Genomic DNA, 25,440 nt, shown 5'->3' with positions numbered 1-25,440 from the left:
ATTGGCGCATGCGGATCGCCGAGATCGCCGGTACGGAACTGTTCGCCGAGGGACCGCGCCAGATCGTGCGGGTGACCCTCGAAGAGGGAGCCCCCGCCGAGGTGGTGATCACCGGCGACGCGACCGGGTCCGCGACGGGGACGGGCGTGGTCGAAGTGCCCGTCGAGACCGAAAGGGCGCCGGGCGAGACCGCCGCCGTCACCGTGACGGCCGGCGGCGACGAGAGGACCGCGGAGTTCGTCGTGGCCGAGCCCGGCTGGACGGTCTGGATGGTCTCCCACTTCCACTACGACCCGGTCTGGTGGAACACCCAGGCCGCCTACACCACGACGTGGGACACCGCCGGCGACGCCGCCCAGGCCAGCCGGTCGGCCTTCCAGCACGCCGGCTTCGAGCTCGTCGAGCTCCACCTGGAGACCGCGCGCAGGGAGCCCGGCTACACGTTCGTGCTGGCCGAGGTCGACTACCTCAAGCCCTTCTGGGACGCCCGCCCGGAGCACCGCGCCTACCTGCGCGGGCTCATCCGGGAAGGCCGCGTCGAGATCATGGGCGGCACCTACAACGAGCCCAACACCAACCTCACGAGCGCCGAGTCGACGATCCGCAACCTCGTCCACGGCACCGGGTTCCAGCGGGAGGTCCTGGGCGGCGACCCGCACACCGCCTGGCAGCTCGACGCGTTCGGGCACGATCCGCAGTTCCCGGGGCTGGCCGCCGCGGCGGGGCTGACGTCGAGCTCCTGGGCCCGGGGGCCGTTCCACCAGTGGGGGCCGATGCTGGGCGGCGGCGACCCGCGCCGGATGCAGTTCCCGGCCGAGTTCGACTGGGTCGCCCCGTCGGGCGACGGGGTGCTGACCCACTACATGCCCGGCCACTACAGCGCCGGGTGGTGGATGGACTCCTCGACGACCGTCGACGAGGCGGCGGCCCAGGTCTACACCTGGTTCCTGGCGCTCAAGCAGGTCGCGGCGACGCGCAACGTGCTGCTACCGGTCGGCACCGACTACACGCCGCCGAACAAGTGGATCATGGACATCCAGCGGGAGTGGAACGCCCGCTACGTCTGGCCCCGGTTCGTCTGCGGGCTGCCGAAGCAGTTCTTCGCCGCCGTCCGGGCCGAGCGGGCCGACTTCCTGCCGCAGACCCGTGACATGAACCCCGTCTACACCGGCAAGGACGTCTCGTTCGTCGACACCAAGCAGGTGCAGCGCCGGGCCGAGGTCGTGGTCGCCGACGCGGAGAAGTTCGCCACCCTCGCCGCCGTCCGCGACCGGGCCGGCTACCCGTTCGCGCTGATGGACAAGGCCTGGCGGCAGCTCGTCTACGGGGCCCACCACGACGCGATCACCGGGTCGGAGTCCGACCAGGTCTACCTCGACCTGCTGACGGGGTGGCGGGAGGCGTACACGATCGGCTCGCAGGTCCTCGACGGCGCGTTGCGGGTGCTCGGCGCGGAGCTGAGCGGGGTGGTGGTCTGGAACCCGTCGTCGTGGCCGCGCACCGACGTCGTGCGGGTGCGGCTGACGCTCCCGCCCGGGTGGCGGGGCATCGCCGAGCCCGTGGTGGTCGAGAACGCGGTCGTCGACGCCGACGGGTTCGTCACCGAGGCCGACGTCGTGTTCCTGGCCGAGGACGTGCCGCCGCTCGGCTACCGGACCTTCTCCTTCACCCCCGGCGTCAACGCCGGATGGTTGCCCGCCGGGGGCACCTCGATCGCCAACGAGACCCACGTCGTCACCGCCGACCCGGCGCGGGGCGGCGGCGTGTCGAGCTGGGTCACCGGCGGCCGTGAGCTGCTCCAGCCGGGCCAGGTGGGCAACGAGCTGGTCGTCCACGACGAATATCCGGCCCATCCGAAGTTCCACGAGGGCCCCTGGCACCTGGTGCCCAAAGGGACCCGGACGAGGTCGTCGGAGAGCGCCGCCGAGGTCGTGGCCGAGCGGTCGGCCGCCGGGGAGCGGCTGGTCGTGCGCGGGGCGTTCGGGCCGGTCCGGTACGTGCAGGAGATCACCCTCTGGCACGGCCTGCGGCGCGTCGACCTGGCCACCCGCCTCGACTTCGACGGCGCCGACCAGCTCGTCCGGCTCCGCTGGCCGGTCGCGATCGACCACGCGCTGCCGGTCAGCGAGGTCGGGAACGCCGTGGTCGGACGGGGGTTCGCGCTCATCGACGCGGACACCGCCGAGCACCCGTGGACCCTCGACAACCCGGCCCACAACTGGTTCGCCCTCTCCGCCACCTGCCGGATCGGCGGACGGCCCATCGGCGTGGCCGAGATCGTCGCCGGGCCCGACGTGCCGGTGCCGGCCCTGCGCGCGCTCGCGGTCGCCCTCGTCAAGCAGGGCGTCACGGCCACGGTCTCGCGCGCCAACGGCCCCCGGTACGGCGACCTCGCGGTCGACTCCAACCTGCCCGACGTCCGGATCGCCGTCGGCGAGACGGCCTGGCCGAAAGGCTGGCATCCGGCCGCCAGGCCGCTCACCGAGGTCTGGGTGCCGAGCGCCGACCTGAAGGCACACGACGCGCTGCCGGTGTTGTCGATCGGCGCCGGCGACGTCGACGCGCTGATCGACGACCTGGCCGACGCGGTCGTCGAGGTCGCGGGGGAGAGCTACGAGCCCTACACGGTCGGGCTGATCAACCGGGGCGTGCCCGGCTTCGCGGTCGAGCCCAACGGGGCGCTCAACCTGTCGCTGCTCCGGTCGTGCACGGGCTGGCCGTCCGGCATCTGGATCGACCCGCCCCGCCGGACCGTCCCCGACGGCAGCAACTTCCAGCTCCAGCACTGGACCCACCGCTTCGAGTACGCCCTGGTGGCCGGCCCCGGCGACTGGCGCGAGACCGGGCTGGTCCACGAGGGCCACGACGTGAACCACCCGCTGATCGCGCGCGACCAGGGCGTGCGGGGCGAACCCGCCGCCGGGTCGCTGCTGGAGGTGCCCGACGGCCTGGTGCTGACCGCGCTGAAGCCCGCGGGCAACCCGATCGCGACGGGCCGGCTGCCGGGCCCGGTCACCGGCATGACGATGCGGCTGTACGAGCCGCATGGGCGTACCGGACACCTCGACCTGCCCGGATGGCGGCGCACCGACCTCCTGGAGACCCGCGAGCTGCCCGGCGGGCCGGTGACCGGCATGGACGTGGTGACGTTGACCCGCGACGCCGAGGGCGGCGGGGCGGCCCCCGGCGCCGAGCCGTTCCAGCCGGTCTTCACCCGCTACTGGCTGCACAACACCGGACCCGCCCCGGTCGGTAACCTGCCGGTCGCCGTCCACCTCACCGAGGAGACGGTCACCGTGGCGTCGTCCCTGGTGGAAGGGGTGGTCGAGGGGGTGGTCACGCTCGACGGCATCGAGACGCGCGCGTTCACCCTGGAGCCGGGCGCGTTCCGGGCCTGGCCCAACGAGGGCTGGACGACGGCCCGCCTGGAGTTCGACGGCCAGACCTTCGAAGACCGCCTCGGCCCGGCGGCCCTCGAAGCGGCGACCGTCACCCCGCACGTCGCCGTGCGCGCGGGCGAGCGGGCGGAGATCGTGATCCGGCTGACCTGCGACGCGCCGGTCCAGGCCCAGCTCGTCAGCCCGTGGCACACCTACGACCTGCTCCCCGTCTGGAACACCGGCGTGGGCCCGGGAAGCCGTGAACTGCGGTTCCCGGTCGTCGGCGGCCACCTGCCCGGAACGTGGTGGGCCCTGGTCAAGCTCGCCTCCGCCGGACGGGTCCACTACACCGAGCCGGTGACCGTCGAGGTGCTCCCGTGATCGCCGCGACCGTGGGCGGCGAGGTCGTCTCGGTCGCCGAGGTCGACGCGCGCCTGGCAGCCCTGTACGACGGCCCGCTGGCCGCCCGCCTGCCGCACCCCGCCTCGCCCGAGGGCCGCAACCTGCGCCGCTGGCTGGTGCAGCTCATGACCATGGAACGGGTGGTCGCCCAGGAGTGCGACGCCGGCGGGGAGGCGGTGCCGGTGGAACTGCCGGTCGCGCTGCGGACCGGGGGCGTCGTCGCCGCCGTCCTGGCCACCCCGGCGGGCCGGGCGCTGTTCGACCGCGTGCGCGCCGACGTGCCGCCGGAGGAGGTGCGCGGCTACTACGACCGCAACCGCGACCGCCACCCCGGCCGGTTCGAGGACGAGTCGCCCCGGATCGAGGCGCGTCTCGTCCACACCAGACGAGAGATCCTCTTCGCCCGGTGGCTGGAGGCGCGGCACCGCGAGAAGGTCACGCTGATGCCCGGGTTCGAGCATCCCGGCGACCCGCGTCAGCCGGATGCGACACACCGTCACTGAGTCGTGCATTTCATGACTCGCCGGGCCGCCGGATGGGCAATGATCCCAGCATGGGACGGCAACTCAGCGCGCTCGACGCACAGTTCTTGAACTTCGAAACGGCCACGAACGTGGCGCACATCGCCAGCCTGGCGGTTTTGGAGGACGCGTCGGTGACCCGCGCCGGGATCATCGGCCTGCTCCGCTCCCGGCTCCACCTGGCGCCCCCGCTCAAGCGCCGGCTGGTCCGTGTCCCCTTCGGGCTCGACCACCCCTACTGGGATGAGTCGAAGGACGTCGACTTCGACTACCACGTACGCGAACTGGCCCTCCCGGCCCCCGGCGACGACCACCAGCTCGCCGAGCAGGTGGCCCGGCTGCACGCCCGCCGGCTCGACCGCAGCCGGCCGCTGTGGGAGATGTACCTGATCCACGGCCTGGAGGGCGGCCGCTCGGCGGTCTACACCAAGGTCCACCACGCCGCCATCGACGGCATCGCCGGCGCAGAGGTGCTGGCCACCCTCATGGACCTCACCCCCGAACCCCGGGAGGTGCCGCCGTCGGAGGAGCTCCCGGTCAAGGCGCCCGAGCCGGCGATCATGCTGAGCAAGGGCGTCGAACGGTTCCTCGACAGCCCGCAGGCGCTGCTCCGGTTCGTGGCCGGCGCGATCCCGAGGCTCGACGAGATCCCGGTGGTGTCGCAGATCCCCGGCACCGGCATGTTGTCGCGCTTCATCCGGGGCGCGGGCTGGCCGGGCGACACCGGCTCGGTGCTGCCCGACCTGCCGAGGGTGACCGTGCCCGCGACCCCGTTCTCCGGCCCGATCTCGCCTCACCGCCGGTTCGCCTTCGGCCGGCTGCCCCTCGACGAGGTCAAGAAGGTGAAGAACGAGTACGGCGTCACCGTCAACGACGTCGTCATGGCGGTGGCCGCCACGGCGCTGCGCCGCTGGCTCTCCCAGCGTGACGAACTGCCGGTCGAGCCGCTGGTCGTGGGCATCCCGTTCTCCTCGAACGTGCGGCCCGAGCTGGGCAACCAGGTGCTGCTGGCCACCACGACGCTGCCGACCAACGTCTCCGACGCCGAGACCCGGCTGCGGATGATCAGCGCGAACATGGCCACCGTCAAGGAGCGCTTCTCGGTCGCCCCGGCCCGCTGGCTGCTCGACTTCAGCCAGGCGATGCCCGCGGCGCTGAGCGGCCTGGCCGACCGGGCGGCGTTCCGGCTGGCCTCGGGGACGGTCTCGGCGATGAACCTGATGGTGTCGAACGTGCCGGGACCCCAGTTGCCGCTCTACATCCTCGGGTCGAGGATCGTCGCCCACTACCCGCTGTCGGTGATCACCGACGTGAGCGGCGGCATGAACATCACGGTGTTCTCCTACGACGGGTTCCTCGACGTGGGGATCGTCGTCGACCGCGAGATGGTCCCGGACGTCTGGGACTTCATCGACTACCTGAAAGACGCCCTGGCCGAGCTCTAGCTACGCGCGGACCCGCTTCACGACGAGGATGTTTCCTTCGAGGAGAGCGGCGGCGTGCCTTTCCGCGTCCTTTCGCCGGAGCGCGACCACGAGTGAGGCCTGTCTGCCCGCGCCGCCGGAGGCGACCGACAAGACGAAGGCGTCGACCTCGGCACGCACGCCGGTCGCGCCGGACAGCAGTAACCGGACCCGGTCGCCGGACTGGAGCGCGCCGTTGAGACCACCGGGATGCGGAACCGAGACGCCGACGACAACGGGGGCAGTCCCCAGGACCTTGGTCACGTCCGGTGAGAGATCGGCCTTGGTGAGGGGCTGGTCCTTCTTGACGGCTCTGAGGGTGAGCCGCCCCGTCACTGGCAGGGAGACGTAGCCGTCCTTTCCCGCGGACGTCGCAGTCGAAAGGGTCACGTCGTCTTCGGTGAGCATGCGGTGGGCGGGAAGGTCCTCCTTGAGCACCAGCACCGGCATCTGGCCGGCATCGGCGTCTCGCCAAAGGAACATCATCACCATGCCGGTGGCAAGCGCGACCAGGACGTAGCCGGAGATGGTGCCCGCTCTGCTGCCGAACGCCCGAGGGCGGGCCGGGCGGTCTTCACGCGCGGCCTCTGGGGCGAGTCTCGCGAATGCGCCGGGGGCCACCCGGTGGCCGATGGCGCCCTCCGGGATCGGTTCGCTCTCGCCGATCGGCTGGTCAAAGTGGTTGCCGGTCATCGAAGGCGACGGCGTCGTTGGAGATGTAGCGCCAGTTCGGCTCGGCGCCACTCACAATGAAACTCATGAGGTGACGCCACTGGGCCCTCTCCTCCTGCAGATTGTTCGGGAACGGCAGCCGGTAACGGGCGAGCAGGTCGAACCGGTGGAGCTCGAAGGCGCTTCTGAGATGCTCACCGTATTCGGTGGCCGCCGAGATGGCCGAAAGATATAGCAAATAGGCGAGCAGTATCCCGCCGAAGAAGCAGAGAAAACCAACGGACATCGACGACCCGGTGGTGTACGCGACCAGTGGGCCACCGAACCCGAATGCGGCGAACCACAGCGACAGGACGAGCGAGAACTCCAGCGTGGCACGGGCGTCCTCCACATCATCGATCATGTCTCGGGGGAGAACGTAATAGAGGCGCGACCACACGATGATCAGGTCGGCTCCGTATCGCCGCATCGGGTAGAGCTCCGCGGCGCGCAGGACGTTGCCCAGGCGTGTGGGCAACACATGTTGCTCGTCGGGATAGACGCGATAAACGGCGAGGTCGGCGTTGACGCTGGAATCGATGATCCGGCGGCGCGCGGCGCGATGACGTTCCTCCGCCTGCCGGGCGAAGAAGAACGTGGGCAGGCGCGTCAGCGGATAGCCCTCGTAGAGCCGGATGATGTTGCGCCATTGGCTGGAAACGATCGCCGCGCCGAACCAGGAGATGGTGAAATACCCCGCCAGCGCGATGAACTGCACGGTGAGAGATTGGGCGTTCCACCAGGAAACCAAAGCTGAAAGCCTGTCTCCCTGCATCAAGATGGGCGCCGCCACGGCAGGACCGAGCAGAAGGACGGGGAGGAAGGCATTCTTGAGAAATCGCCGCTCGAAGATTGAAGCCGCCCTGTCGAAGAGCCCTTCAATCATAGGGGAAGTATTCCACAACCGTCAGCGGGTGGTCATAATCGGAGACGGCTTTCGGGCACCGGGGAAGTTTCTGGAAGAGGCGTTCGAAGGTGCGATCGCACACATCGCATCTGAGAAGGACCCGCACTTGTCGCGCGCGGTGTCTGGAGTTCCAGGGGCACGTATCGAGGTCGCGGTCCCTTTCGGAGCCCGCAGCGCACGTATCGCACCACACATAGAAGACGGGGCCGCGGGCACGGTGCGGATCGCCCGGTGGAATGAGACTGCCTGGGCTCATGGGTCCGCCCCCAGCCCGGGTGTTCGCCAAGCCCTTGGTGTCACGGTGGATCCTGGGGAGGACGACGTCAATACGGCTAGGGGGCGCCAGCAGTGCCTGGTGATCCAGGATCGCCGCTATCAGCACGGCGACGGTCTCGTGTCAGCACGGCCCGCGAATGTAGGACCATGAAAGGTCGTGCTCGACGGCAAGACCATCACGGTCAACGTCCTGACCACGCTGCTGCTCCTCGGCTCCGGCACCGTACTCGTCGCCGGGCACGACATGACCACCCAGACCCGGGGCGGTCCGCGCCGCGATCGGCGTCACCAGACAGTTCCTCGGTCGACGACCTCCTCGTCGGCGGTGCGCGATGAGGCATTCGTGCGGAACCCAGTGGCGGTCATCAACGCCCTGCTCCTGCTGGTCTTCCCGATCTTCTTGATGGTGCCTCGCCATCGCGGTGGTCGGCTATGTGTGGGGCGCGGGCCGCGTTCACGAAGCGAGGGTGACCTCTGCCAGTTCCCGCCAGTCGCGCCGTCCTCCCTCGCCCACCGCCTCGGTGAACTTCTCGTCGCCGAGGTGGTCGCGTGTCGCGGCGGCGATCCTGGCGACGTCCGGCAGCGAGTGGTCCGCGGTGCCGCGCACGGCCTCGGCCGCGCCGAGCAGCCGGGCGGCCTGCGCGTGCTCGCCCTGGCGGTGCGCCAGGTCGGCGATCCCGATCAGCACGGTGGCGATCAGCGGCGGGTATCCGCCGGTCACGGCCACACGGAAGGCCTCCGCCCGGTAACGGCGGGACTCGGCGAGGTCGTCGGCGAGGCCGCCCTGCGCGTCCATGGCCAGCGCGCGGACCCAGCCGCTCGGGTCGTCGTCGCCCAGCAGCGCCCCGGCCGAGGCGAGCTGCCGCAGCGCCTCCTCCGAATCGCCGCGCCAGCGGGCCAGCTGGCCCTTGGCGACGGCCAGCTCGGCCAGCACGGTGGGCCAGGCGATGCCGCCCGCGCACCGCTGCGCCTCGGCCATCGCGGCGGCGCTGCGCGCCTCGTCGCCGAGCAGCCAGTAGAGCTGGGCCTGCCGGGCCCGCAGGCCCACGACGTCCTCGATCGCGCCGACCTCGGTCAGCGCGGTCACCGCCTCCTCGTAGTGGGCGCACGCCCGCTCGAACATGCCCCGCATGGCGAGCCGGTCGGCCACGAACGCCAGCGCCGACGAGACGCCCCACCGGTCGCCGACCTCGCGGAACCCGGCCAGGGCGAGCTCGCCGTCGGTGTCGACGCCGGTCTCGTCGCCGCCGAGCGTCAGCCGCAGCCGGGCCCGGCTGAGCCGCGCCTGCGCGCGCACCCACGGGTCGTCGTCGAGGATCAGCGGGTCGAACGCGGACAGGAACCCCGACGGCTCCCGCAGCATGCGCTCCAGCGGCTCGATGAACCCGAGCATGGGGTGCCGGTAGCCGCCGCGCCGGGCCAGCCGGTGGGCCTCCAGGATCCACTTCTCCGCCTGGAAGTGGTCGCCGCCGAGCCCCGAGGTGACGAACACCGTGACGATCGTGTACGCCAGCGCCCGCACCTCGTCGGACACCTCGCCCGGCAGGGACGCCGCCGCGAGGCTCAGCTCGGTGCCCTCGGCCCGGTGCCCGCTGAGGTACCAGTACCAGCCCGCCGCCGCGGCCAGGCGCATCGCCTCCTCGGGCCGGCCGTCGGCGATGGCCCCGCGCAGGGCGGCGGCGATGTTGTCGTGCTCGGCCTCCAGCGCGGCCAGCCAGTCGAGCTGTTCGGCCCGCCGCAGGTGAGGGTCGGCCGTCTCGGCCAGCTCGGTGAAATAGGCGAGGTGCGCCCGGCGGGCCGCCTCGGTCTCCCCGGCCTCGGCGAGCCGGTCGGCGGCGTACTCCGCGATGACGCCGAGCAGGCGGTAGCGGGGCGCGCCCGCGCCGTCGGCGAGCACCAGCGACTTCTCCACCAGCGCGGTCAGCAGGTCCTCCGCGCCGCAGACCTCCACGGCCGCCTCCAGGCTCGCCCCGCCCGCGAACACCGAGAGCCGCCGCAGCACGCGGCGCTCGTCGTCGGACAGCAGGTCCCAGCTCCAGTCGACGACCGCGCGCAGCGTCCGGTGGTGGGGCAGCGCGGTCCGGCTGCCGCCCGTCAGCAGCCGGAACCGGTCGTCGAGGCGGCGGGCGAGCTGGTCGACCGACATGGTGCGCAACCGGGCCGCGGCCAGCTCGATCGCCAGCGGCATGCCGTCGACCGCCCGGCAGATCCGCGCCATGGCGGCCAGGGTGGGCTCGTCGGCGCCGACGTCCTGGCGTACCAGCGCGGCGCGGTCGCGCAGCAGCCGCAGCGCCGGTTCGGGCGCGAGCGGCTCGACCTGCCACACCACCTCGCCGGTGATGCCGAGCGGCTCGCGGCTGGTGGCCAGGATCCGCAACCGCCGGCACTCGCCCAGCAGCCGGTCGGCGAACGCGGCGGCGGCCTCGACGACGTGCTCGCAGTTGTCCAGCACCAGCAGGATCTCGCGGTCCCGCAGCGCGGTGACGAGCCGGTCGGCGGGCTCCCCGGCGCGCACCCCGCCGAGCAGGGCCTGGTCGCGCAGGCCGATCGCGGTGAGCGCGGCCTGGGCCAGGTCGCCGCCCGGCCGGAGCGGGGCCAGCTCGACCAGCCACACCCCGTCGGGCAGGCCGGGCAGCAGGCGCCGGGCGGTCTCGGTGGCGAGCCGGGTCTTGCCGGCGCCGCCCATGCCGGTCAGGGTGACCAGCCGGTGGCCGGTTGCCAGGGCGGCGACCGCGGCGATCTCGTCGTCCTTGCCGACGAAGGTCGTCAGCTCGGCGCGCAGGTTGGTCGTGCGCCGCTCGCCGCCCGCCTCGCCCCGCAGGACGGCGGTGTGCAGGGCGGTCAGCTCGGCCGACGGGTCGACGCCCAGTTCGTCGGCGAGCCGCTCGCGGGTGCGCTGGTAGAGGGTGAGCGCCTCGGCGCCGCGTCCCGCCTCGGCGAGCGCCCGCATCAGCGCCCCGACGAACCCCTCGCGCAGCGGATGGGCGGCGACCAGGCCGGTCAGCTCGGTGACCAGCTCCGATCCGTGGCCGAGGCGCAGGTCGGCGTCGATCCGGTCGCCGAGCGCCGCGAGGTGGAGCTCGTCGAGCCGGGCGGCGGCGGCGTCGAGGGTCGCGCTGCCGTGCGGCGCGACGTCGGCCAGGGCGGGGCCACGCCAGAGCGCCAGGGCCGACCGCAGCAGCTCGGCCCGCGCCGCGGGCTCGGCGGACCGGGCCTGGACGACCAGGCGCTCGAACCGGGCCACGTCGACCGCGTCGGGGGCCACGGCCAGCCGGTAGCCCCCGGAGTCGGCCTCGATCACCCCGTCGGGCAGCACCCGGCGCAGCCGCGAGACCAGCGCCTGCACGGCGTTCACCTCGTCGGCCGGCGGCCGCTCGCCCCAGATCCAGTCGACCAGCCGCGAACGGGTCACGATCCGGCCGGGCTCCAGGGCGAGCGCGGCCAGCAGGGCCCGCAACCGGGCCCCGGGCACCTCCACCGGGGAACCGGCCTCGTTCCGGACCTCGAACGGCCCGAGCAGATCAACGTGCACAGGGCAGTATCGCCCAATCCCGTGACCAAGCCGCTCGCAAGGGTGCTCCAAGTCGCGATCTCTACCGTCGGATCCATGAAGAAGACACTGATCGCCGCCGGTCTGACCGCCCTCGCGCTCGCGGCCGGGAGCCCCGCCGAGGCCGCCGCCGGCATCCACTGGGGCCCGGTGAAGTCCACCGACGGCCGCGCCGAGGCCGACGTCCGGATCACCCCGTTCACGGCCGAGACCTTCGTCGTGTACGGCAAACTGCGCGACCGGTCGTCGTCGCACTGCGCCTACATCCGGGCGCGTTTCCACTACACGGGCGGCGGCACCGGCTGGAGCCGGGCGAAGACGACGTGCTCCGCGACGTCGTTCCGGTTGAGCTCAGACGGGCGGATCAGGCGCGTCGACGTGAAGGTCTGCCTGTACGCGAACAAGAAGACCTCCCGCTGCCACACCGACAAGATCACGCCGGAGATCATCGCCGGCTGGCCTCAGTAGGCGAAGTAGGTCCCGTCGCCGGACTTCCCGATGACCGAGCCCACACACCGGTAGGAGTGGTCACCCGCCGCGAACGCCTCCTTGGTCGGCGGCAGCACGCTGGGTGACCACTGGTCGGCCGTCACCTTCCGCGCCTTTCCCTGCCGGGACGCCAGCAGCGTCGCCATCGAGCAGAGCTTGGCGACCGTGGGGTGCTTCTCCAGCGTGTCGCCGTTCCAGGTGACGGCGTCCGACGGCATCGGCGCGATGGCGTAGGTCTCCCACGCGTGGTGCGCCTCGCACCCCACGCGGGGGGCGCTGACCGCCCCCGCCAGGCTGAGAATGCTCTCCCAGCACTCGGGTTCCCGCACGCAGGCGGCCCCCGCCGCCACCTTGGCCGCCGCGCAGTTCTCCGTGAACGTCGCCACGTTGGCCGGGATGCCGGGCTCCTTCGGCGCGCCGCCCTCGGCGCCGGTCGGCTCGTAGGTCGCCGGCGGGTCGGCGGTCCGACCTTCGATGACCCAGTAGGCGATGCCGCCGCCCAGGAGCAACGCGAAGAACACCGCCGCGATGATGAATCCGACCGGCGAGGTCCGCCGTACCGGAGGGGGCGACGGCGGGCGGTAGGCGGGCGGCCGGGTGGAGGCGTAGTGCTGCACCGGCCCGTGTTTCGGGTTCAGGGTGGCGGGCCCGCCGACCCGGACGTCCTGGAACGGCGGCCGCAGCGGCGGCGGCTGGTAGGGCGGGGGAGGGGGCACCGGCGCGACCGGGCGCGCGGCGGTCGCGTTGCCGTCGGCGTCGAGCGCCGCCAGGGCGTCGCGCAGTTCGGCGGCGGTCTGGGTGCGCTGCGTCGGGTCGGTGACGAGGGCGTGCCGGAGCACGTTCAGCAACCCCTGCGGCACCCCCGGCACGTCGGGGACCGGCTGCCGGTGCAGCGCCATGATGACCGCGATGTTCGCCACGCCGTTGGCGGGGAACCGGGGCGGCCGCCCGTTCAGCAGCGCGTAGAACGTCGCGGCGAGCGAGTAGACGTCGCCCTGCGCGGTCGGCTCGACCAGCTCGAACGCCTCCGGCGGCGCGTAGGCCGGGGTCAGCGACTCGCGGGTGACCGACAACTCGGCGCCCTCGCCCTTGGACGGCATGGTGGCCAGCCCGAAGTCCGACAGCGCCACCTGGCCGTATCCGTTCATCAGGATGTTGGCCGGCTTGATGTCGCGGTGGAGCACCCCGTTGGCGTGCGCGGCGGCCACGGCGTCGGAGATCTTGATCCCGATGTCGCGCACCTCGCGGGGCGAGAAGGGACCCCGGTCCTTGAGCCGGTCGGCCAGGCTGCCGCCGGGGCACAACTCCAGCACCATGAACGGACGCCCGTCGCCGAGCACCCCGGCGTCGTAGACGTCGGCGACGTTGGGGTGGCCCGACAGGGCCCCGGCCGAGGTGACCTCGCGCATGAAGCGCCGCCGGTCACGGTCGTTGACCAGGACCCGGTTGTCGATCTTCAGTGCGACCTCGCGGCCGACGGCGAGCTGCCGGGCCCGGTACACGATGCCGAACCCGCCCTGGCCGAGGATGCCGAGCACCTCGTACCCCTGGACGAGCGGGGCGCTCGCCTCACTCATGATCCGGGACATTACCGTACAAGCTCACTCTCCGAAGCGGGACAACCGGCCCTTGGACCGGGCATGCCGCAACGTCGCGGTGTAGAGCCACAGGGCCACCCCGACGTAGAGGACGTCCAGCCCGGCGGCCAGCGCGAGCGTGTCCCACGGCACCGGGGCGCCGCCCAGCACCGCCCGCATCCCCTCGAACACGTGGCTGGCCGGAACGGCGGTCGCCAGCCACTGCAACGGCTCGGGCAGCACCGAGACGGGGTAGAAGACGCCGGCGACCGGCTGGAACACGAACACCAGGCTCCACGCGATGACCTGCGCGCCCTCCCCGAACCGCAGCACCGCCGAGATCGCCACCAGCGCCAGCGCCCACCCGAGCACGAGCAGCACCGCCATGAACGGGATCAGCCCGATCCCGACGCTGAACAGCCCGAACCCGTAGAGCACGTACGCCAGCGTCACCATCACCGCCAGCCCGCCCGCGATCTTGATGAGCGAGAAGAGGATCAGCCCCGTGACGTACTCGCCGGGCTTCACCGGGGTGACGTGCAGGTTGATGAGGTTGCGGCTCCAGACGTCCTCCAGGAACCCGATCGACACCTCGTTGGAGGCCCGGTGCAGCACCTGCCACAGCAGCACCGCGCCGAGCAGCATCGACACGATGAACGGCACCTTGTTGGCCTGGAGGAACAGGGTGACGTACCCCCACACCACCAGCTCGATGACCGGCCAGAAAAGGATCTCGAACACCCGGATCGGGCTGCGCCGCATCGCGGCCAGGTCGCGGTAGACCACGCCGGCGACCCGCCGCCACCGGGCCTGTGTGCTGTGCGGCTCGAACGCGATCGCCGTCACGCCGGCACCCCCTCACGCGCGACCTTGAGGAACACCTCTTCGAGGTCGACCACCCCGAAGTGGGCGGCGAGCTCGGCGGCCGACCCGCTGGCCACGATCCGCCCCGCCGACAGGAAGTGGATGGTGTCGCACATCCGCTCCACCTCCCGCATGTTGTGCGAGGTGATGAGCAGCGCCGTCCCGGTCTCCCGGGCGACCGAGACGAGCAGGTGCCGGATCCGCTCCCCGGCGTCGGGGTCGAGCGCCGCCGTGGGCTCGTCGAGGATGAGCAGCTCGGGATCGTTGAGCAGCGCCTTCCCGAGCTGGACGCGGGTGTGCTGCCCCGACGACAGGTCGGCGGTCCGCCGCTTCAGCAGCGGCCCGATCTCCAGCAGCTCGGCGACCTCGGCCACCCGGGCACGGGGGTCGCGGAGCCCGTAGAGCCGGGCGAAGGAGTTCAGCACCTCCCGGACGTGCAGCACCCCCGGCAACCCGAGATAGCTGGCCGAGAAGTTCACCCGGCTCAGCACCTCGGTCCGGTGCTTCTGCAGGTCGAGCCCGAACATCGTGACCCCGCCGGAGTCGGGGGTGACGAGCCCGAGCAGCATGTGCAGGGTGGTCGACTTGCCGGCCCCGTTGGGCCCGAGCAGAGCGGTGATCTCGCCCTGGCCGACGGTGAGACTGACCCCGTCGACGGCCTGAACCGGCCCGAAGCGTTTGGTCAGGGATTGGGCTTCAAGGATGGCCACCGAGCCACGATCCGTCGCGGGGGACGGCCCCCGCAACGCATTTTCGCCGTCGCCCGACCACGAGGGGCGATACTGGCGAGACGCTGGACCGGGAACGGTGAGCCTGCCCGCTCCAGCAGGTGAACGACCACCGCGCCCCCGCCGTCGGCGGACAGCGTCGTCGCGACGGCCGGATCCGTTCGTCAGTAGCCGGGTTCGGTCCACTCGCCCGGGTAGGTGCAGCACAGGCCCCAGCCGCCGTAGTAGCCGTGCCACTGGTTGGTGTTCACCGTGTAGAGCGAGCCGTTGGGCCGCCTGAACCACACCTTGGCGTAGATGTCGTCCTGGGCCGCCGGCTGGTCCTCGTCCAGGTAGTTGCCGTGAATGGTCCGGCTGAAAACCGTCCGGTGGGTGTAGTAGGTGTACAGCCGGTCGTCGCCGCTCCAGCCGTCGGAGCCCATGAGCCGGATGACGTCGAGCTGCTCACCCGGCACCGGTGTGCAGCGGACGTCGATCCGGTGGAATCCGTCCGGGAGGTCGAGGATGGACAGGGTGCACTTCGCGGCGCGGGCATTGGCGGGGGCCGCGGGCACCGCGGCGAGAAGCAGGCCGGACAGCAGGACGAGCCCGGCGTTCACGATCTTCATGGATCTCCTCATGGAATCCATGGAGCCATCCCGCGCCCTCGCCCGGCAGCACCACTTCCGGCGACCTTCCCGGGCGCAATGGACCGTGCGCACGTCGGCCGGACGGTCGCCAGCGGCGTCGAGGCGATCAACGCGGGCCTGGCGGCGCTCAAGGCGGCGGGGTGCGCGGCAAGATCGCGTGGTCGTGGAACCCGGGCTCACACCAGGCGGTGCCCGTAACGATCGATGAACGGCGCGAGGTCGGGATCGCCGAACCGCAGCCGCAGCGCGTCGAAGAGGTCGACCTTGTCGGCGCCGAACCGCGCGATCCGGGCGGCGAAGGCGGCGGGGGTGTAGAACGTGGGCGGGTCGCTCTTGCTGTGGAACTTGTCGGCGTACATGACGAGCGCCTCCTCGCCCGTCTCGGCCACGTAGTCGCCGAGCGGGATCGGCAGGTTCTGCGCCACGATGTCGGCGCGGCGCAGGCCCACGCCCGTGTGGCAGGAGGCGAACCGGCGGATCGGCTCGGGCCACCCGGCCTCGGCGAGGATCTCGTGGCCCAGCACCCCGTGGCGCACGTAGGGGGCGCCGCGCAGCCGGTAGACGCCGATGTCGTGGAGCAGGCAGCCGGCTCGGACCAGGTCGGCGTCGAGGTCCTCCGGGCAGCGGGCGAGGAGCTGCTCGGCGATCGCCCACACGATCTCGCAGTGGGTGAAGACGACCTCGAAGGCCTCCGGCGAGGGGGCGTGCGCGCGGTGCAGCGCGCGGATCTCCCGATCCGTGGGAATCACGTGCCGACCATAGCCGCGAATCGGGACGAGTGCGCCGAAGGCCCTCGGGTAAGCCGGTCAGCCCAGTTCGATGGCGACCTTGGTCCAGCCGGGCTCGCGCCGGTCGAAGGCCTGGTAGGCCTCCAGCACGCCGGGCATCGTCTCCTGCTGGGTGAGGATCGTCGTCGGGTCGGCGGACCCGGCCGCGATCCTGCTGAGCAGGCCGGGCGCGTAACGCCGGTGGTGGCAGTTGCCCATCTTGACCGTCAGGTTGCGGTTCATGGCCGTCCCGAGCGGGAAACTGCCGAAGCCCGGCGGGTAGACGCCCACGATGCCGATGGTGCCGGCCTTGTCGGCCATCTCGACGGCCCAGCGCAGCGCCTGGTCGGGCGCCTCGCCGGGCTCCCACAGATCGTGGCCGGGACGTTCGCGGTCGCGGGCGGGCGGTTCGGCGTCCACCCCGACCGCGTCGATCACCCGGTCGGCGCCCACGCCGCCGGTCAGGTCCTTGACGGCCTCGACCGGGTCCTCGGCGTTGAAGTCGACGGTCTCGGCGTTCTGGAGCCGGGCGGTCTCCAGGCGGTCGGCGTTGCCGTCCACGATGATGACGCGCCCCGCGCCCTGCATCCGCGCCGACAGGGCGGCGAGCTGCCCGACCGGGCCTGCTCCCAGGACCACCACCACGTCCCCGGGGCCGACCTCGGCCAGGCGCGCGCCGAACCAGGCGGTCGGGAAGATGTCGCTGACCGTGATGGCCTGCTCGTCGCTGACCCCGGGCGGGATGGCGACCAGGCCGGTGTGGGCGTAGGGGATGCGGGCGTACTCCGCCTGCAGCCCGTCGAAGGGGCCGGTCGCCTCGGGGCCGCCGAAGAACGCGGTCCCGGCCGCCGGCCCGTTGGGATTGGCGACGTCGCACTGGGCGTGGTAACCCGCCCGGCAGTAGACGCAGCGTCCGCAGCTGATCGTGGAACAGACCAGGACACGGTCGCCGGCGTTGAAGTTGCGGACCTTCGGACCGGCCTCCTCGACGACGCCGACCGCCTCGTGGCCGAGGATCGTGCCCGGGCGCATGCCCGGCATGGTGCCCCGGACCATGTGCAGGTCGGTGCCGCAGATGGCGCTGGTGGTGATGCGGACGACCGCGTCCTCGGGATCCTGGATCTTCGGGTCGGGGACCTGATCGAGTGAGATCTTCCCGGTGTCGTGCCAGACGACTGCCTTCATGGGTTGCCTCCTTCGGCGACGGAAGGTCGTGGCCCTCCTATTGCCGTGCCCGTGACCTCGATCGCCTAACGGCCGATCCGAATGTTCATAACATCCGGATGGTCGGCGTATGCTTCCTCTGTGCTGACCCTCCACACCCTCCGCTGCGCAGGTTCCACCACGCTCGCGCGGCTGGCCGAGGTCGCCGGGCGGGCCGAGCCCGACGTCGAGTCGGAGCTGATCGACCTGGCCGTGGCCGGGCTGGTGACGTTCGAGCCCGGCCCCTTCGGCGGATGGGGCATCACCCCGGCGGGCCGGGCCGCCCACGCGGCCTGGATCGCCGACGAGCTGGCCGCCGCCGGGACCGAGGCGGCCGTGGCCGGGGCCCTCGACCGGTTCCTGCCGCTCAACGCCGAGCTGCTCGACCTGTGCGAGGCGTGGCAGCTGCGCCCCGACGCGCGGGTGCTCGCGCTGCTCGGCGATCTCGACCGGCGGGCCGAGCCGGTCCTCGCCGACCTGGCCGGGGCGCTGCCCCGGTTCGGGCGCTACCGCGTGCGGCTGGCGGAGGCGCTGGCGCGGGTCCGGGTGGGGGAGACCCGTTACGTGACCGACGACATGGCGTCCTACCACGTCATCTGGTTCCAGCTCCACGAGGATCTGCTGCTCACCCTCGGCATCCCGCGGTGAGGTGGGTGCGTCCCCTGCCGTCCGGGGAGCCGGTGGAGGTGATCGGCGGGAAGGCCCACGGGCTGGGCGTCCTGATGCGGCTCGGGCTGGCCGTGCCGGCCGGGTTCGTGATCGGCGCCCACGCCTGCCGCGCCTATCTGCGCGACGGCCGGCTGCCGGGCGGACTGGCCGCCGAGGTGTCGGCCGCCCTCGCGGGGCTGCCCGACGGCGAGGTGGCGGTGCGGTCGGGCGCGGGCGTCTCGATGCCCGGCATGATGACGACCGTCCTCGGCCTGCCCGCCGACCCGATCGGGCCCCTGCTCGACGCGGTCACCGAGGTCTTCGCCTCGTGGCACACCCCCCGGGCCCGGACGTACCGGGAGCTGAACGGCGTCCCCCACGACCTCGGCACCGCCGTGACCATCCAGGCCATGGTGTACGGCGACCGCGACCCCCGCAGCGGAACGGGCGTCGCCTTCACCCGCGACCCGACGACGGGCGCGCCCGCCCCCTTCGGCGACGTCCTGTTCGGGCGGCGGGGCGACGCGGTGGTCTCCGGCCGGGAGGCGACCGTGCCGCTCGGCGAGCTGGCCGGGCGCGAACCCGCCGTGTGGGCCGGGCTGACGCACGCGATGGCGCGGGTCGAGGCGCACTACCGCGACGCCTGCTACCTGGAGTTCACCTACGAGAGCGGCGACCTGTGGTTCCTCCAGGTGCGTCCCGGCCGGTTCACCGGCGCCGCCGCCGTCGTGGTGGCCGCCGACCTGGCCGACGAGGGCGTCATCGGGCGGGCCGAGGCGCTGCTGCGGGTCGCCCCGGAGGACCTCCGGCGGGTGGCCCGCGTCACCGGCCCCGCCGACGTCGTCGCCCGGGGGCTGGGCGCCTGCCCGGGGGTGGCGACCGGACGGGTGGCCACCAGCGCCGAGGCGGCGGTCCGGATGGCCGCCGCCGGGCCCGTCGTGCTGGTGCGCCCGGAGACCTCCCCCCTCGACCTGCGCGGCATCGCGGCCGCCGCCGGGATCGTCACGGCCCGCGGCGGCCCGGCCAGCCACGCGGCCGTCGTCGCCCGCGCGATGGGCAGACCGGCCGTGGTCGGCGCGGCCGGGCTGGTGGTGTCGCCGGGGTCGGTGCGGGCCGGCGGGCGCACGATCCCCGAGGGCGCGCTGGTCACGCTCGACGGGACCAGCGGAGAGGTGGCACTGGGCGAGCCCGCCGTGACCGCGGAACTCGCCGACGCCCACGTGCACCGCCTGCTCGGCTGGGCCGACGACGTCTCGGGCGGCGTCCCCGACCGGCCCGAGGCCGAACGCCTCCGGGCGGCCCACGTCGTCCTCAGACAGTGAAATGGTCATTTTCGTCCCTTGTGTCGCGTGCCACTCCGCAGCACCGGGAAGATCTCCGGACCAGGCGCCGCCACTGAGGGGACACCGTGAACAAGAAGGAAAACCCGGTCGCCAAGGCCGTCGACAAGGTCATCGACGCGATCTCCGACAACGGCGGGGAGGAGATCCCGGGCCGGCCGGGCAGCGCCCCTCCGCAGGTCGCCGAACCGGTCGAGCCACGCGGGCCGCTGCCGCCCAAACCCGACCAGCGCGGCCCCGACCCGTTCACGGCGACCGGTCAGCCGTCGGGTGACACCACCGAGACGCGGGCGCAGGGCGGCGCCTACCTGACCACCGCGACCGGGACGCGCCTGCCCGACACCGACCACTCGCTCAAGGCGGGCCCGCGCGGGCCGGTGCTGCTGCGCGACCACCACCTGCGCGAGAAGATCACCCACTTCGACCACGAGCGCATCCCCGAACGGGTCGTGCACGCGCGCGGCGCGGGCGCCCACGGCGTCTTCCGCGGCTACGGCTCCGCCGCCAAGGTCACCAAGGCCGCCTTCCTCGCCAAGGACGTGGAGACGCCGGTCTTCGTGCGCTTCTCCACCGTGCTGGGCTCGCGCGGCTCAGCCGACGCCGTCCGCGACACCCGGGGGTTCGCGACCAAGTTCTACACCTCCGAGGGCGTCTTCGACCTGGTCGGCAACAACATCCCGGTCTTCTTCATCCAGGACGCCATCAAGTTCCCCGACGTCATCCACGCCGGCAAGCCCCACCCCGACCGCGAGATCCCGCAGGCGCAGAGCGCCCACGACACGTTCTGGGACTTCGTCTCGCTGCACACCGAGGCGACCCACCACACGATGTGGAACATGTCCGACCGGGGCATCCCCCGGTCGTACCGGATGATGGAGGGGTTCGGGGTCCACACCTTCCGCCTGGTCGCCGCCGACGGCGGCACCGTGCTGGCCAAGTTCCACTGGAAGCCGAAGGCGGGCGTGCACTCCCTGGTGTGGGAGGAGGCGCAGATCGTCAACGGGGTCGACCCCGACTTCCACCGCCGCGACCTGGCCGACGCCATCGAGGCGGGCGCCTACCCGGAGTGGGAGTTCGGCATCCAGGTCTTCCCCGACTCCCCGGACCAGACGTTCGAGGGCATCGACCTGCTCGACCCGACGAAGATCGTGCCCGAGGAGCTCGCGCCGGTGCAGCCGATCGGCCTGCTCACGCTGAACGCCAACCCGGCCAACTTCTTCGCCGAGACCGAGCAGGTCGCCTTCCACGTCGGCCACCTCGTGCCCGGCATCGACGTGACCGACGACCCGCTGCTCGCGGGCCGCCTGTTCTCCTACCTCGACACGCAGATCACCCGTCTGGGCGGCCCCAACTTCGTCCAGCTCCCGATCAACCGGCCGCACGCCCCGGTCAACGACATGCTGCGCGACAGCATGCACCAGACCGCCGTGCACACCGGGGTCGCGCCCTACCGGCCGAACTCGCTCGACGGGGGTTGCCCGTTCCAGGCGCCCGGCGGCTACGTGGAGGTGCCGGTCCCGGTCGAGGCGGCGGCCCGCGGCCGGACCGCGCCCGCCTCCTACGCCGACCACTTCAGCCAGCCGCGCCTGTTCTGGCTGAGCATGTCGCCGGTGGAGCAGGCGCACATCATCGCCGCGTACACCTTCGAGCTGAGCAAGGTGTTCGAGCAGGCCATCAGGGAGCGCCAGCTCCAGGTGCTGGCGCGTGTCGACCCCTACCTGTGCGAGCAGGTGGCGCTCGGCCTCGGCCTGCCGGTCCCGGAGGGCAAACCCGAGGTGTACGTCGAGCCGAGCCCCGCGTTGTCGCAGGTCGGCCGCCAGTGGCCGACCACCGGCCGGATCGTCGGCATCGTCGCGGGCGGCGACCTCGACGCCCTGCGGACGGTCCGCCAGGCCGTGCTCGACGGCGGGATGGTGCCGCTGGTGATCGCGCCCGCGGGCGGCGTGCTGCCCGGCCCCGGCGACCCGATCTCGGTGCAGCGCACCTTCGCCGCCGCCCGCTCCGTCGAGTTCGACGCGATCGTGGTGGCGGGCGCGCCCGCGCCGGGACCCGACGCGGTCGGCGCCCGCGACGCCAAGGCGGGCCTGAGCGGCCCGGTCGACCCGCGCGTCTCGCTGATGCTGAACGAGGCCTACCGCCACGGCAAGCCGCTGGGCGGCTGGGACGGCGCGGCCGACGCGTTCGCCTCGGCGGGCATCCCGCCCGGCGCGCCCGGCGTGGTCGTCGGCGAGGCGGGACCGGAGGTGCTGGGCGAGGTCGTCACCCTGCTGGGCGGCCACCGCGTCTGGTCGCGGTTCCCCGCTTCGCTGGGCCCGAACGCCTGACGGGGCTAGATGTCGAGGTCCTCGACGACGGGCGGCCGGCCGAGACCGGTGATCATGTCGTAGAACTCGTCGGGGACCCGGCCGCGCAGCCCCTCGAACGTGTCGAGGACCTCCAGGGTGGCCTCGCCCTGGATGAACCCGTAGTCGGAGTCGGCCAGGCCGAGGTAGGTGCGCAACGCCTCGCGGGAGAACAGGCCCGACAACCAGTTGTCGGCGTCGCGGGTCATGCTGTCGGTCCACTCGGGGGAGCGCTCGACGTGGAGGACGTACTTGCCCTTGCGGGACCGGTAGACCCGGAACGTCTCGGTCCGCTGGCCCACCATGCGGCTCCACTCGCCGAGCAGCACGCCGGAGAAACGCTGCTTGCGCACCGCCGTGCCCTGGCCGACCTTCACGACGACCTCGTCGTAGCCCTCCTGCCGGCCCTCCTCCATCTCGACGTAGCGCCGCAGGGCGGTGCTGATCGCGGCCGAGAGCTTGCCGCCAGCGAGCTCGGTGGCCCGCTGGAAGAGCGGCAGGTCGTCATCCGAGACGTAGATCGTCTTGTTGGGCATCGTCGGCCTCCTCCGTATGCACATGAGCATACGTATGCCGGGCCGGGCGCCAGATCCTGATCTCGGTCGCGGGAAGGCGTTCGGGGAACGGGCCCGCGCCGAGCAGCGCCCGCAGGTCGTGTTCGAAGGCGGCGAGCCGGTCGCCGAACAGGTGCGGCGCGGAGTCGGAACGGGAGAACGTCCAGGCCACGAGGTCGTCGGCCGTGCGGTCGACCGTCTGCCCGGCCGGGACGACGACACGTTCGGCCGGGCCGAACCCGGCCCGCTCCAGCACGAGGTCCTCGCGCCCCGGCGTCCCGTCGACGAGCACGCCCTGCCCGGCCCGGCGCACCGGGCCCAGGTAACGCCGCACCAGGTCGCCGATCTCGGCGTAGGGGGCGGCGAGCGGGCTCTGGACGTTGCCGATGTGCACGAACGCGCCGCCCGGCGGCAGCATCCGCAGGACGGCCGCGGCGACGCGGTCGCGGTCGGTCCAGTGGAACGACTGGGCGAACACCACCGCCTGGAACGCGCCCAGGTCACCGGGCAGGTCCTCGGCCCGCCCGGCCACCCAGCGGACGTTGGCGACGCCCCGGCGCTCCGCCCGCCGACGGGCCTCGGCCAGCATGCCGGGGTCGGGGTCGAGCCCGACCGCCTCTCCGACGAACGGGGCCGCCGCGAGGGTCACGATCCCCGGGCCGCAGCCGACGTCGAGCAGCCGGCTCCGGTCGTCGAGGCCGAGCGCCGCCGCCAGGGTCTCGGCGTAGCCGGGGGCGTAGGGCAGCCGGCCGCGCTCGTAGTGGGGCGCGGCGCCCGCGAACAGGGTCTCGTCCCAGCGCCATCCCTCAGCCATGGGCCCACGGTAGCGGCCGGGTGAGTCCCGAGCGGCCGAGGAGGTGGACGCCCGCCGCGCACCCCCCGCCCAGGCAGGCCAGCGCCACCCACAACAGGGCCGCCCGGTCGAGCAGCGCCCCTACGGCCAGGTTGCCCACCGTGATGCCGATTCCGGCGATCGAGTTGTAGAGGCCGTAGTGGGTGGCGACGAGCCGCCCGCCTGACAGGGCCACGACGGTGTCCATCTCGAACGGGTACGTCAGCGCCGTGCCCACCCCGAGCAGCGCCGCGCACAGCAGCACCGCGCCCGGCCAGGTCGTCAGCGTCAGCGGGACGAACGCCGTCCCCATCAGGGTGAGCCCCCACGTCATGGCCTGCGCGGGCGTCCACCGGGCCCGCGCCCACGCGGTGATCCTCAGCTGGCCGAGCACCGCGATCCCGCCCGACACCACGAACAGCAGCGTCACCGCGCCCGGGTCGCCGAGGGCCAGCGGCAGCGCCAGGTAGACCTGGAACGACAACACGTACGACCCCGTCATCGCCCCCGCGAACAACACGAACGGCCGGTTGGCCAGCACGGCCCGCCAGTCGGCCAGCACCCCCGCAGGCCCGGTCCGCGTCTCGGGGCCGGGCGGCAGCGCGAGCATCTGCACGGCCGTCAGCAGCGCGAACAGCCCGGCGGCCGTCGCGCAGACCAGCCGGAAGTCGGCCGCCATCAGGGCCAGCCCGATCACCGGGCCGAGCAGGATCCCGGCCTGGTAGAAGACGTTGAACAGCGCGAACGCCTCGACCCGCCGGTCCCCGGCCGAATGGGCGAGGTAGGCGCGCACGGCCGGGTTGAACAGCGCCCCCGCGAACCCGGTCATCGCCGAGGCCGCCAGCAGCACCGGCAGGGTGTGCGCGAACCCGAGCAGCGCGAACCCGAGTGTGCGCAGCAGGCATCCGGCGATGATGACCGGCCGGTAGCCGAGCCGGTCGGCGAGGGTGCCGCCGAGCAGGAACAGGCCCTGCTGGCTGAGGTTGCGCACGCCGAGCACCAGCCCGACGGTCCAGCCCGCCAGGCCCAGCCCGCCGGACAGGTGCCCGGCCAGGAACGGCATCAGCAGGTAGAAGGCCACGTTGATGGTGAACTGGTTGACCATCAGCAGCCGCGTCGTCGGGTCGAAGGAGCGCCAGGCCGTCACCGGATCACCATCCGGGTCCAGCGGGTCACCTCGGCCTCGTCGGCCGTCTTGATCTCGTCGGGTTCGCGGGCCGGCGGCCGGTGCAGCAGGCCGTGGGCGGCGCACCAGCCGTCGTCGTAGATCGTCGTGCCGTAGCGGGCCGGGCCGTCGGGGAAGACGGCGGCGATGCGGGTGTCCGGCGGCAGGGTGCGGGCCAGCCACGACGCGACGACGGTGACCGCGCCGACGCTCCACCCGCCGGTCGTGTAGTGGGTGGCCGCGAGGGTCCGGCAGGCCCAGACCGCCTCGTTGGCGGCCACCCAGTGCACCTCGTCGAACTCCCCGTGGGCGACGTTGCGCGGGTGGATGCTGCTGCCCAGGCCGCGCATCAGCCGGGGCCGGGCCGGCTGGCCGAAGATCCTCGACCCGACCGCGTCGACCCCCACCAGCCCGACGCGCGGGTCGCGCCGCCGCAGCGCCCGCGTCACCCCGGCCGAGTGGCCGCCGGTCCCGACGCTGCACACCAGCACGTCGACCCGCCCGAGCTGCTCGACCAGCTCGTCGGCCAGGCCCGCGTACGCGCCGACGTTGTCGGGGTTGGCGTACTGGTCGGGGCAGTAGGCCCCCGGGTGCTCCGCCAGCAGTTCGGCCACCCGGTCGAGCCGGGCCCGCTGCCAGCCGCCGTCGGGATGGGGCCGGGTCACCGTCTCGACCCGCACGCCGTAGGCGGAGAGCAGCCGGTGGACGAGGGGCTCCATGCCGGGGTCGGTGACGACGGTGACCGGATGGCCGTACACGATCCCGGCGAGCGCCAGCCCCAGGCCGAACGTGCCGGACGTCGACTCCACGATCATCGCGCCCGGCGCGAGCTCGCCGCGCTCCCTGGCCCGCCCGACGATGTGCAGGGCGGCCCGGTCCTTGAGACCGCCGGGGTTGACCGCCTCCAGCTTGGCCCAGAAGCCCCGCCCGGCGGGGGCGAAGGGCTCGGTGATCAGGCGTACCGGGGTGCCGCCCACCAGTTGAGAAGACATGTCGTCACGCAAAGTAACCGAACTTTCCGCGTGTTTGGTGGTGCCCCGCCGGTCCCGGCGGCCGGGGCGGCGCATAATCGAGCAGCCCCCCAGCCGTACC

The 25,440-nt window shown here is 72.7% G+C and carries 21 protein-coding genes; 7 read left to right on the top strand and 14 right to left on the bottom strand.

What is annotated here, in order from left to right; translation table 11 throughout:
• The first annotated feature begins 8 nt into the window (after positions 1–8).
• From GT755_RS01710 to GT755_RS01700, 3 genes are read left to right on the top strand one after another with little or no spacing between them, the layout of a single operon-like run.
• The gene (locus GT755_RS01710) at positions 9–3,761 is read left to right on the top strand and encodes a glycoside hydrolase family 38 N-terminal domain-containing protein (protein ID WP_161477911.1); all 3,753 of its coding nucleotides are present in this window, start codon (positions 9–11) and stop codon (positions 3,759–3,761) included.
• Positions 3,758–4,285 (top strand): DUF7158 domain-containing protein, encoded by a 528-nt coding sequence (locus tag GT755_RS01705; protein ID WP_202609524.1) that lies wholly within the window; start codon positions 3,758–3,760, stop codon positions 4,283–4,285. The genes GT755_RS01710 and GT755_RS01705 overlap by 4 nt, the downstream gene beginning before the upstream one ends.
• A 50-nt stretch (positions 4,286–4,335) precedes the next feature.
• Entirely contained in the window at positions 4,336–5,748 is a 1,413-nt protein-coding gene (locus GT755_RS01700; protein ID WP_161477910.1) for a WS/DGAT/MGAT family O-acyltransferase, read from the top strand.
• On the opposite strand, the gene GT755_RS01695 is transcribed toward GT755_RS01700, so the two are convergent.
• The 4 genes from GT755_RS01695 to GT755_RS01680 form a co-directional block, all read right to left on the bottom strand.
• The gene (locus GT755_RS01695) at positions 5,749–6,459 is read right to left on the bottom strand and encodes an SAF domain-containing protein (protein WP_161477909.1); all 711 of its coding nucleotides are present in this window, start codon (positions 6,457–6,459) and stop codon (positions 5,749–5,751) included.
• A complete protein-coding gene (locus GT755_RS01690) occupies positions 6,440–7,363 on the bottom strand; it encodes a hypothetical protein (RefSeq protein WP_161477908.1) in 924 nt (307 codons plus the stop codon). Before GT755_RS01690 ends, GT755_RS01695 begins: the two co-directional genes overlap by 20 nt.
• Positions 7,364–7,781: 418 nt before the next feature.
• Positions 7,782–7,949: a hypothetical protein gene (locus tag GT755_RS01685; protein WP_161477907.1), complete on the bottom strand. Its 168-nt coding sequence runs from the start codon at positions 7,947–7,949 to the stop codon at positions 7,782–7,784.
• 165 nt (positions 7,950–8,114) lie between these two features.
• Positions 8,115–11,192 carry a BTAD domain-containing putative transcriptional regulator gene (locus GT755_RS01680; RefSeq protein ID WP_161477906.1) on the bottom strand — a complete coding sequence of 1,026 codons (3,078 nt, stop codon included), beginning with the start codon at positions 11,190–11,192 and terminating at the stop codon, positions 8,115–8,117.
• A gap of 75 nt (positions 11,193–11,267) precedes the next feature.
• Between GT755_RS01680 and GT755_RS01675 the strand changes: the two genes are divergently transcribed.
• Positions 11,268–11,678, top strand: a complete 411-nt coding sequence (locus GT755_RS01675) for a hypothetical protein (RefSeq protein ID WP_161477905.1) — start codon at positions 11,268–11,270, stop codon at positions 11,676–11,678.
• Here the strand turns inward: GT755_RS01675 and GT755_RS01670 are convergent.
• The 6 genes from GT755_RS01670 to GT755_RS01645 all read right to left on the bottom strand — a co-directional run bounded on the left by GT755_RS01670 (position 11,672) and on the right by GT755_RS01645 (position 17,449).
• Positions 11,672–13,276, bottom strand: a complete 1,605-nt coding sequence (locus tag GT755_RS01670) for a serine/threonine-protein kinase (protein ID WP_161477904.1) — start codon at positions 13,274–13,276, stop codon at positions 11,672–11,674. The two genes, GT755_RS01675 and GT755_RS01670, sit on opposite strands and share 7 nt — an antisense overlap.
• A 24-nt stretch (positions 13,277–13,300) precedes the next feature.
• Positions 13,301–14,122 (bottom strand): ABC transporter permease, encoded by an 822-nt coding sequence (locus GT755_RS01665; protein WP_161477903.1) that lies wholly within the window; start codon positions 14,120–14,122, stop codon positions 13,301–13,303.
• Positions 14,119–14,850: an ABC transporter ATP-binding protein gene (locus tag GT755_RS01660; RefSeq protein WP_161477902.1), complete on the bottom strand. Its 732-nt coding sequence runs from the start codon at positions 14,848–14,850 to the stop codon at positions 14,119–14,121. The genes GT755_RS01665 and GT755_RS01660 overlap by 4 nt, the downstream gene beginning before the upstream one ends.
• Before the next feature lie 182 nt (positions 14,851–15,032).
• Complete coding sequence (locus tag GT755_RS01655; RefSeq protein ID WP_161477901.1) at positions 15,033–15,476, bottom strand: hypothetical protein; 444 nt, start codon at positions 15,474–15,476, stop codon at positions 15,033–15,035.
• A gap of 197 nt (positions 15,477–15,673) precedes the next feature.
• Positions 15,674–16,246, bottom strand: coding sequence for an HD domain-containing protein (locus GT755_RS01650; RefSeq protein WP_161477900.1), 573 nt, complete (start codon positions 16,244–16,246; stop codon positions 15,674–15,676).
• Between the two features lie 57 nt (positions 16,247–16,303).
• Positions 16,304–17,449, bottom strand: a complete 1,146-nt coding sequence (locus GT755_RS01645) for a zinc-dependent alcohol dehydrogenase (RefSeq protein ID WP_161477899.1) — start codon at positions 17,447–17,449, stop codon at positions 16,304–16,306.
• 120 nt (positions 17,450–17,569) lie between these two features.
• Here GT755_RS01645 and GT755_RS38365 point away from each other — a divergent pair, with 120 nt between their 5' ends.
• The 3 genes from GT755_RS38365 (at position 17,570) to GT755_RS01635 (ending at position 21,779) form a co-directional block, all read left to right on the top strand.
• Complete coding sequence (locus tag GT755_RS38365) at positions 17,570–18,115, top strand: transcriptional regulator (RefSeq protein ID WP_328794116.1); 546 nt, start codon at positions 17,570–17,572, stop codon at positions 18,113–18,115.
• 5 nt (positions 18,116–18,120) lie between these two features.
• Positions 18,121–19,437, top strand: coding sequence for a PEP/pyruvate-binding domain-containing protein (locus GT755_RS01640; RefSeq protein WP_328794115.1), 1,317 nt, complete (start codon positions 18,121–18,123; stop codon positions 19,435–19,437).
• A gap of 86 nt (positions 19,438–19,523) precedes the next feature.
• On the top strand, positions 19,524–21,779 hold the full coding sequence (locus tag GT755_RS01635; protein ID WP_161477897.1) for a catalase: 2,256 nt from the start codon (positions 19,524–19,526) through the stop codon (positions 21,777–21,779).
• A gap of 5 nt (positions 21,780–21,784) precedes the next feature.
• Here GT755_RS01635 and GT755_RS01630 read toward each other — a convergent pair whose 3' ends face one another.
• The 4 genes from GT755_RS01630 to GT755_RS01615 are packed head-to-tail and all read right to left on the bottom strand — an operon-like array spanning position 21,785 to position 25,340.
• Positions 21,785–22,333, bottom strand: a complete 549-nt coding sequence (locus GT755_RS01630) for an EXLDI protein (RefSeq protein WP_161477896.1) — start codon at positions 22,331–22,333, stop codon at positions 21,785–21,787.
• A complete protein-coding gene (locus tag GT755_RS01625) occupies positions 22,302–23,165 on the bottom strand; it encodes a class I SAM-dependent methyltransferase (RefSeq protein WP_161477895.1) in 864 nt (287 codons plus the stop codon). Before GT755_RS01625 ends, GT755_RS01630 begins: the two co-directional genes overlap by 32 nt.
• Positions 23,158–24,330, bottom strand: a complete 1,173-nt coding sequence (locus GT755_RS01620; RefSeq protein ID WP_328794114.1) for an MDR family MFS transporter — start codon at positions 24,328–24,330, stop codon at positions 23,158–23,160. Before GT755_RS01620 ends, GT755_RS01625 begins: the two co-directional genes overlap by 8 nt.
• The gene (locus GT755_RS01615) at positions 24,327–25,340 is read right to left on the bottom strand and encodes a PLP-dependent cysteine synthase family protein (RefSeq protein WP_161477894.1); all 1,014 of its coding nucleotides are present in this window, start codon (positions 25,338–25,340) and stop codon (positions 24,327–24,329) included. The genes GT755_RS01620 and GT755_RS01615 overlap by 4 nt, the downstream gene beginning before the upstream one ends.
• Positions 25,341–25,440 lie beyond the last annotated feature (100 nt).

Origin of the sequence: Herbidospora solisilvae (assembly GCF_009901565.1) — a bacterium.
In the GTDB taxonomy this organism is placed as follows: domain Bacteria; phylum Actinomycetota; class Actinomycetes; order Streptosporangiales; family Streptosporangiaceae; genus Herbidospora; species Herbidospora solisilvae.
The sequence above is the reverse complement of the archived record's forward strand: the minus strand, read 5'-3'. Positions and strand labels throughout refer to the sequence as shown.

Bases quoted from the DNA above. Each gene is read 5' to 3' on its own strand.
- GT755_RS01670 (WP_161477904.1), bottom strand. From the start codon at position 13,276: ATGAGTGAGGCGAGCGCCCCGCTCGTCCAGGGGTACGAGGTGCTCGGC.
- GT755_RS01695 (WP_161477909.1), bottom strand. From the start codon at position 6,459: ATGACCGGCAACCACTTTGACCAGCCGATCGGCGAGAGCGAACCGATC.
- GT755_RS01645 (WP_161477899.1), bottom strand. From the start codon at position 17,449: ATGAAGGCAGTCGTCTGGCACGACACCGGGAAGATCTCACTCGATCAG.
- GT755_RS01615 (WP_161477894.1), bottom strand. From the start codon at position 25,340: ATGTCTTCTCAACTGGTGGGCGGCACCCCGGTACGCCTGATCACCGAG.
- GT755_RS01630 (WP_161477896.1), bottom strand. From the start codon at position 22,333: ATGCCCAACAAGACGATCTACGTCTCGGATGACGACCTGCCGCTCTTC.
- GT755_RS01690 (WP_161477908.1), bottom strand. From the start codon at position 7,363: ATGATTGAAGGGCTCTTCGACAGGGCGGCTTCAATCTTCGAGCGGCGA.
- GT755_RS01655 (WP_161477901.1), bottom strand. From the start codon at position 15,476: ATGAAGATCGTGAACGCCGGGCTCGTCCTGCTGTCCGGCCTGCTTCTC.
- GT755_RS01625 (WP_161477895.1), bottom strand. From the start codon at position 23,165: ATGGCTGAGGGATGGCGCTGGGACGAGACCCTGTTCGCGGGCGCCGCG.
- GT755_RS01710 (WP_161477911.1), top strand. From the start codon at position 9: ATGCGGATCGCCGAGATCGCCGGTACGGAACTGTTCGCCGAGGGACCG.
- GT755_RS01675 (WP_161477905.1), top strand. From the start codon at position 11,268: ATGAAGAAGACACTGATCGCCGCCGGTCTGACCGCCCTCGCGCTCGCG.
- GT755_RS01700 (WP_161477910.1), top strand. From the start codon at position 4,336: ATGGGACGGCAACTCAGCGCGCTCGACGCACAGTTCTTGAACTTCGAA.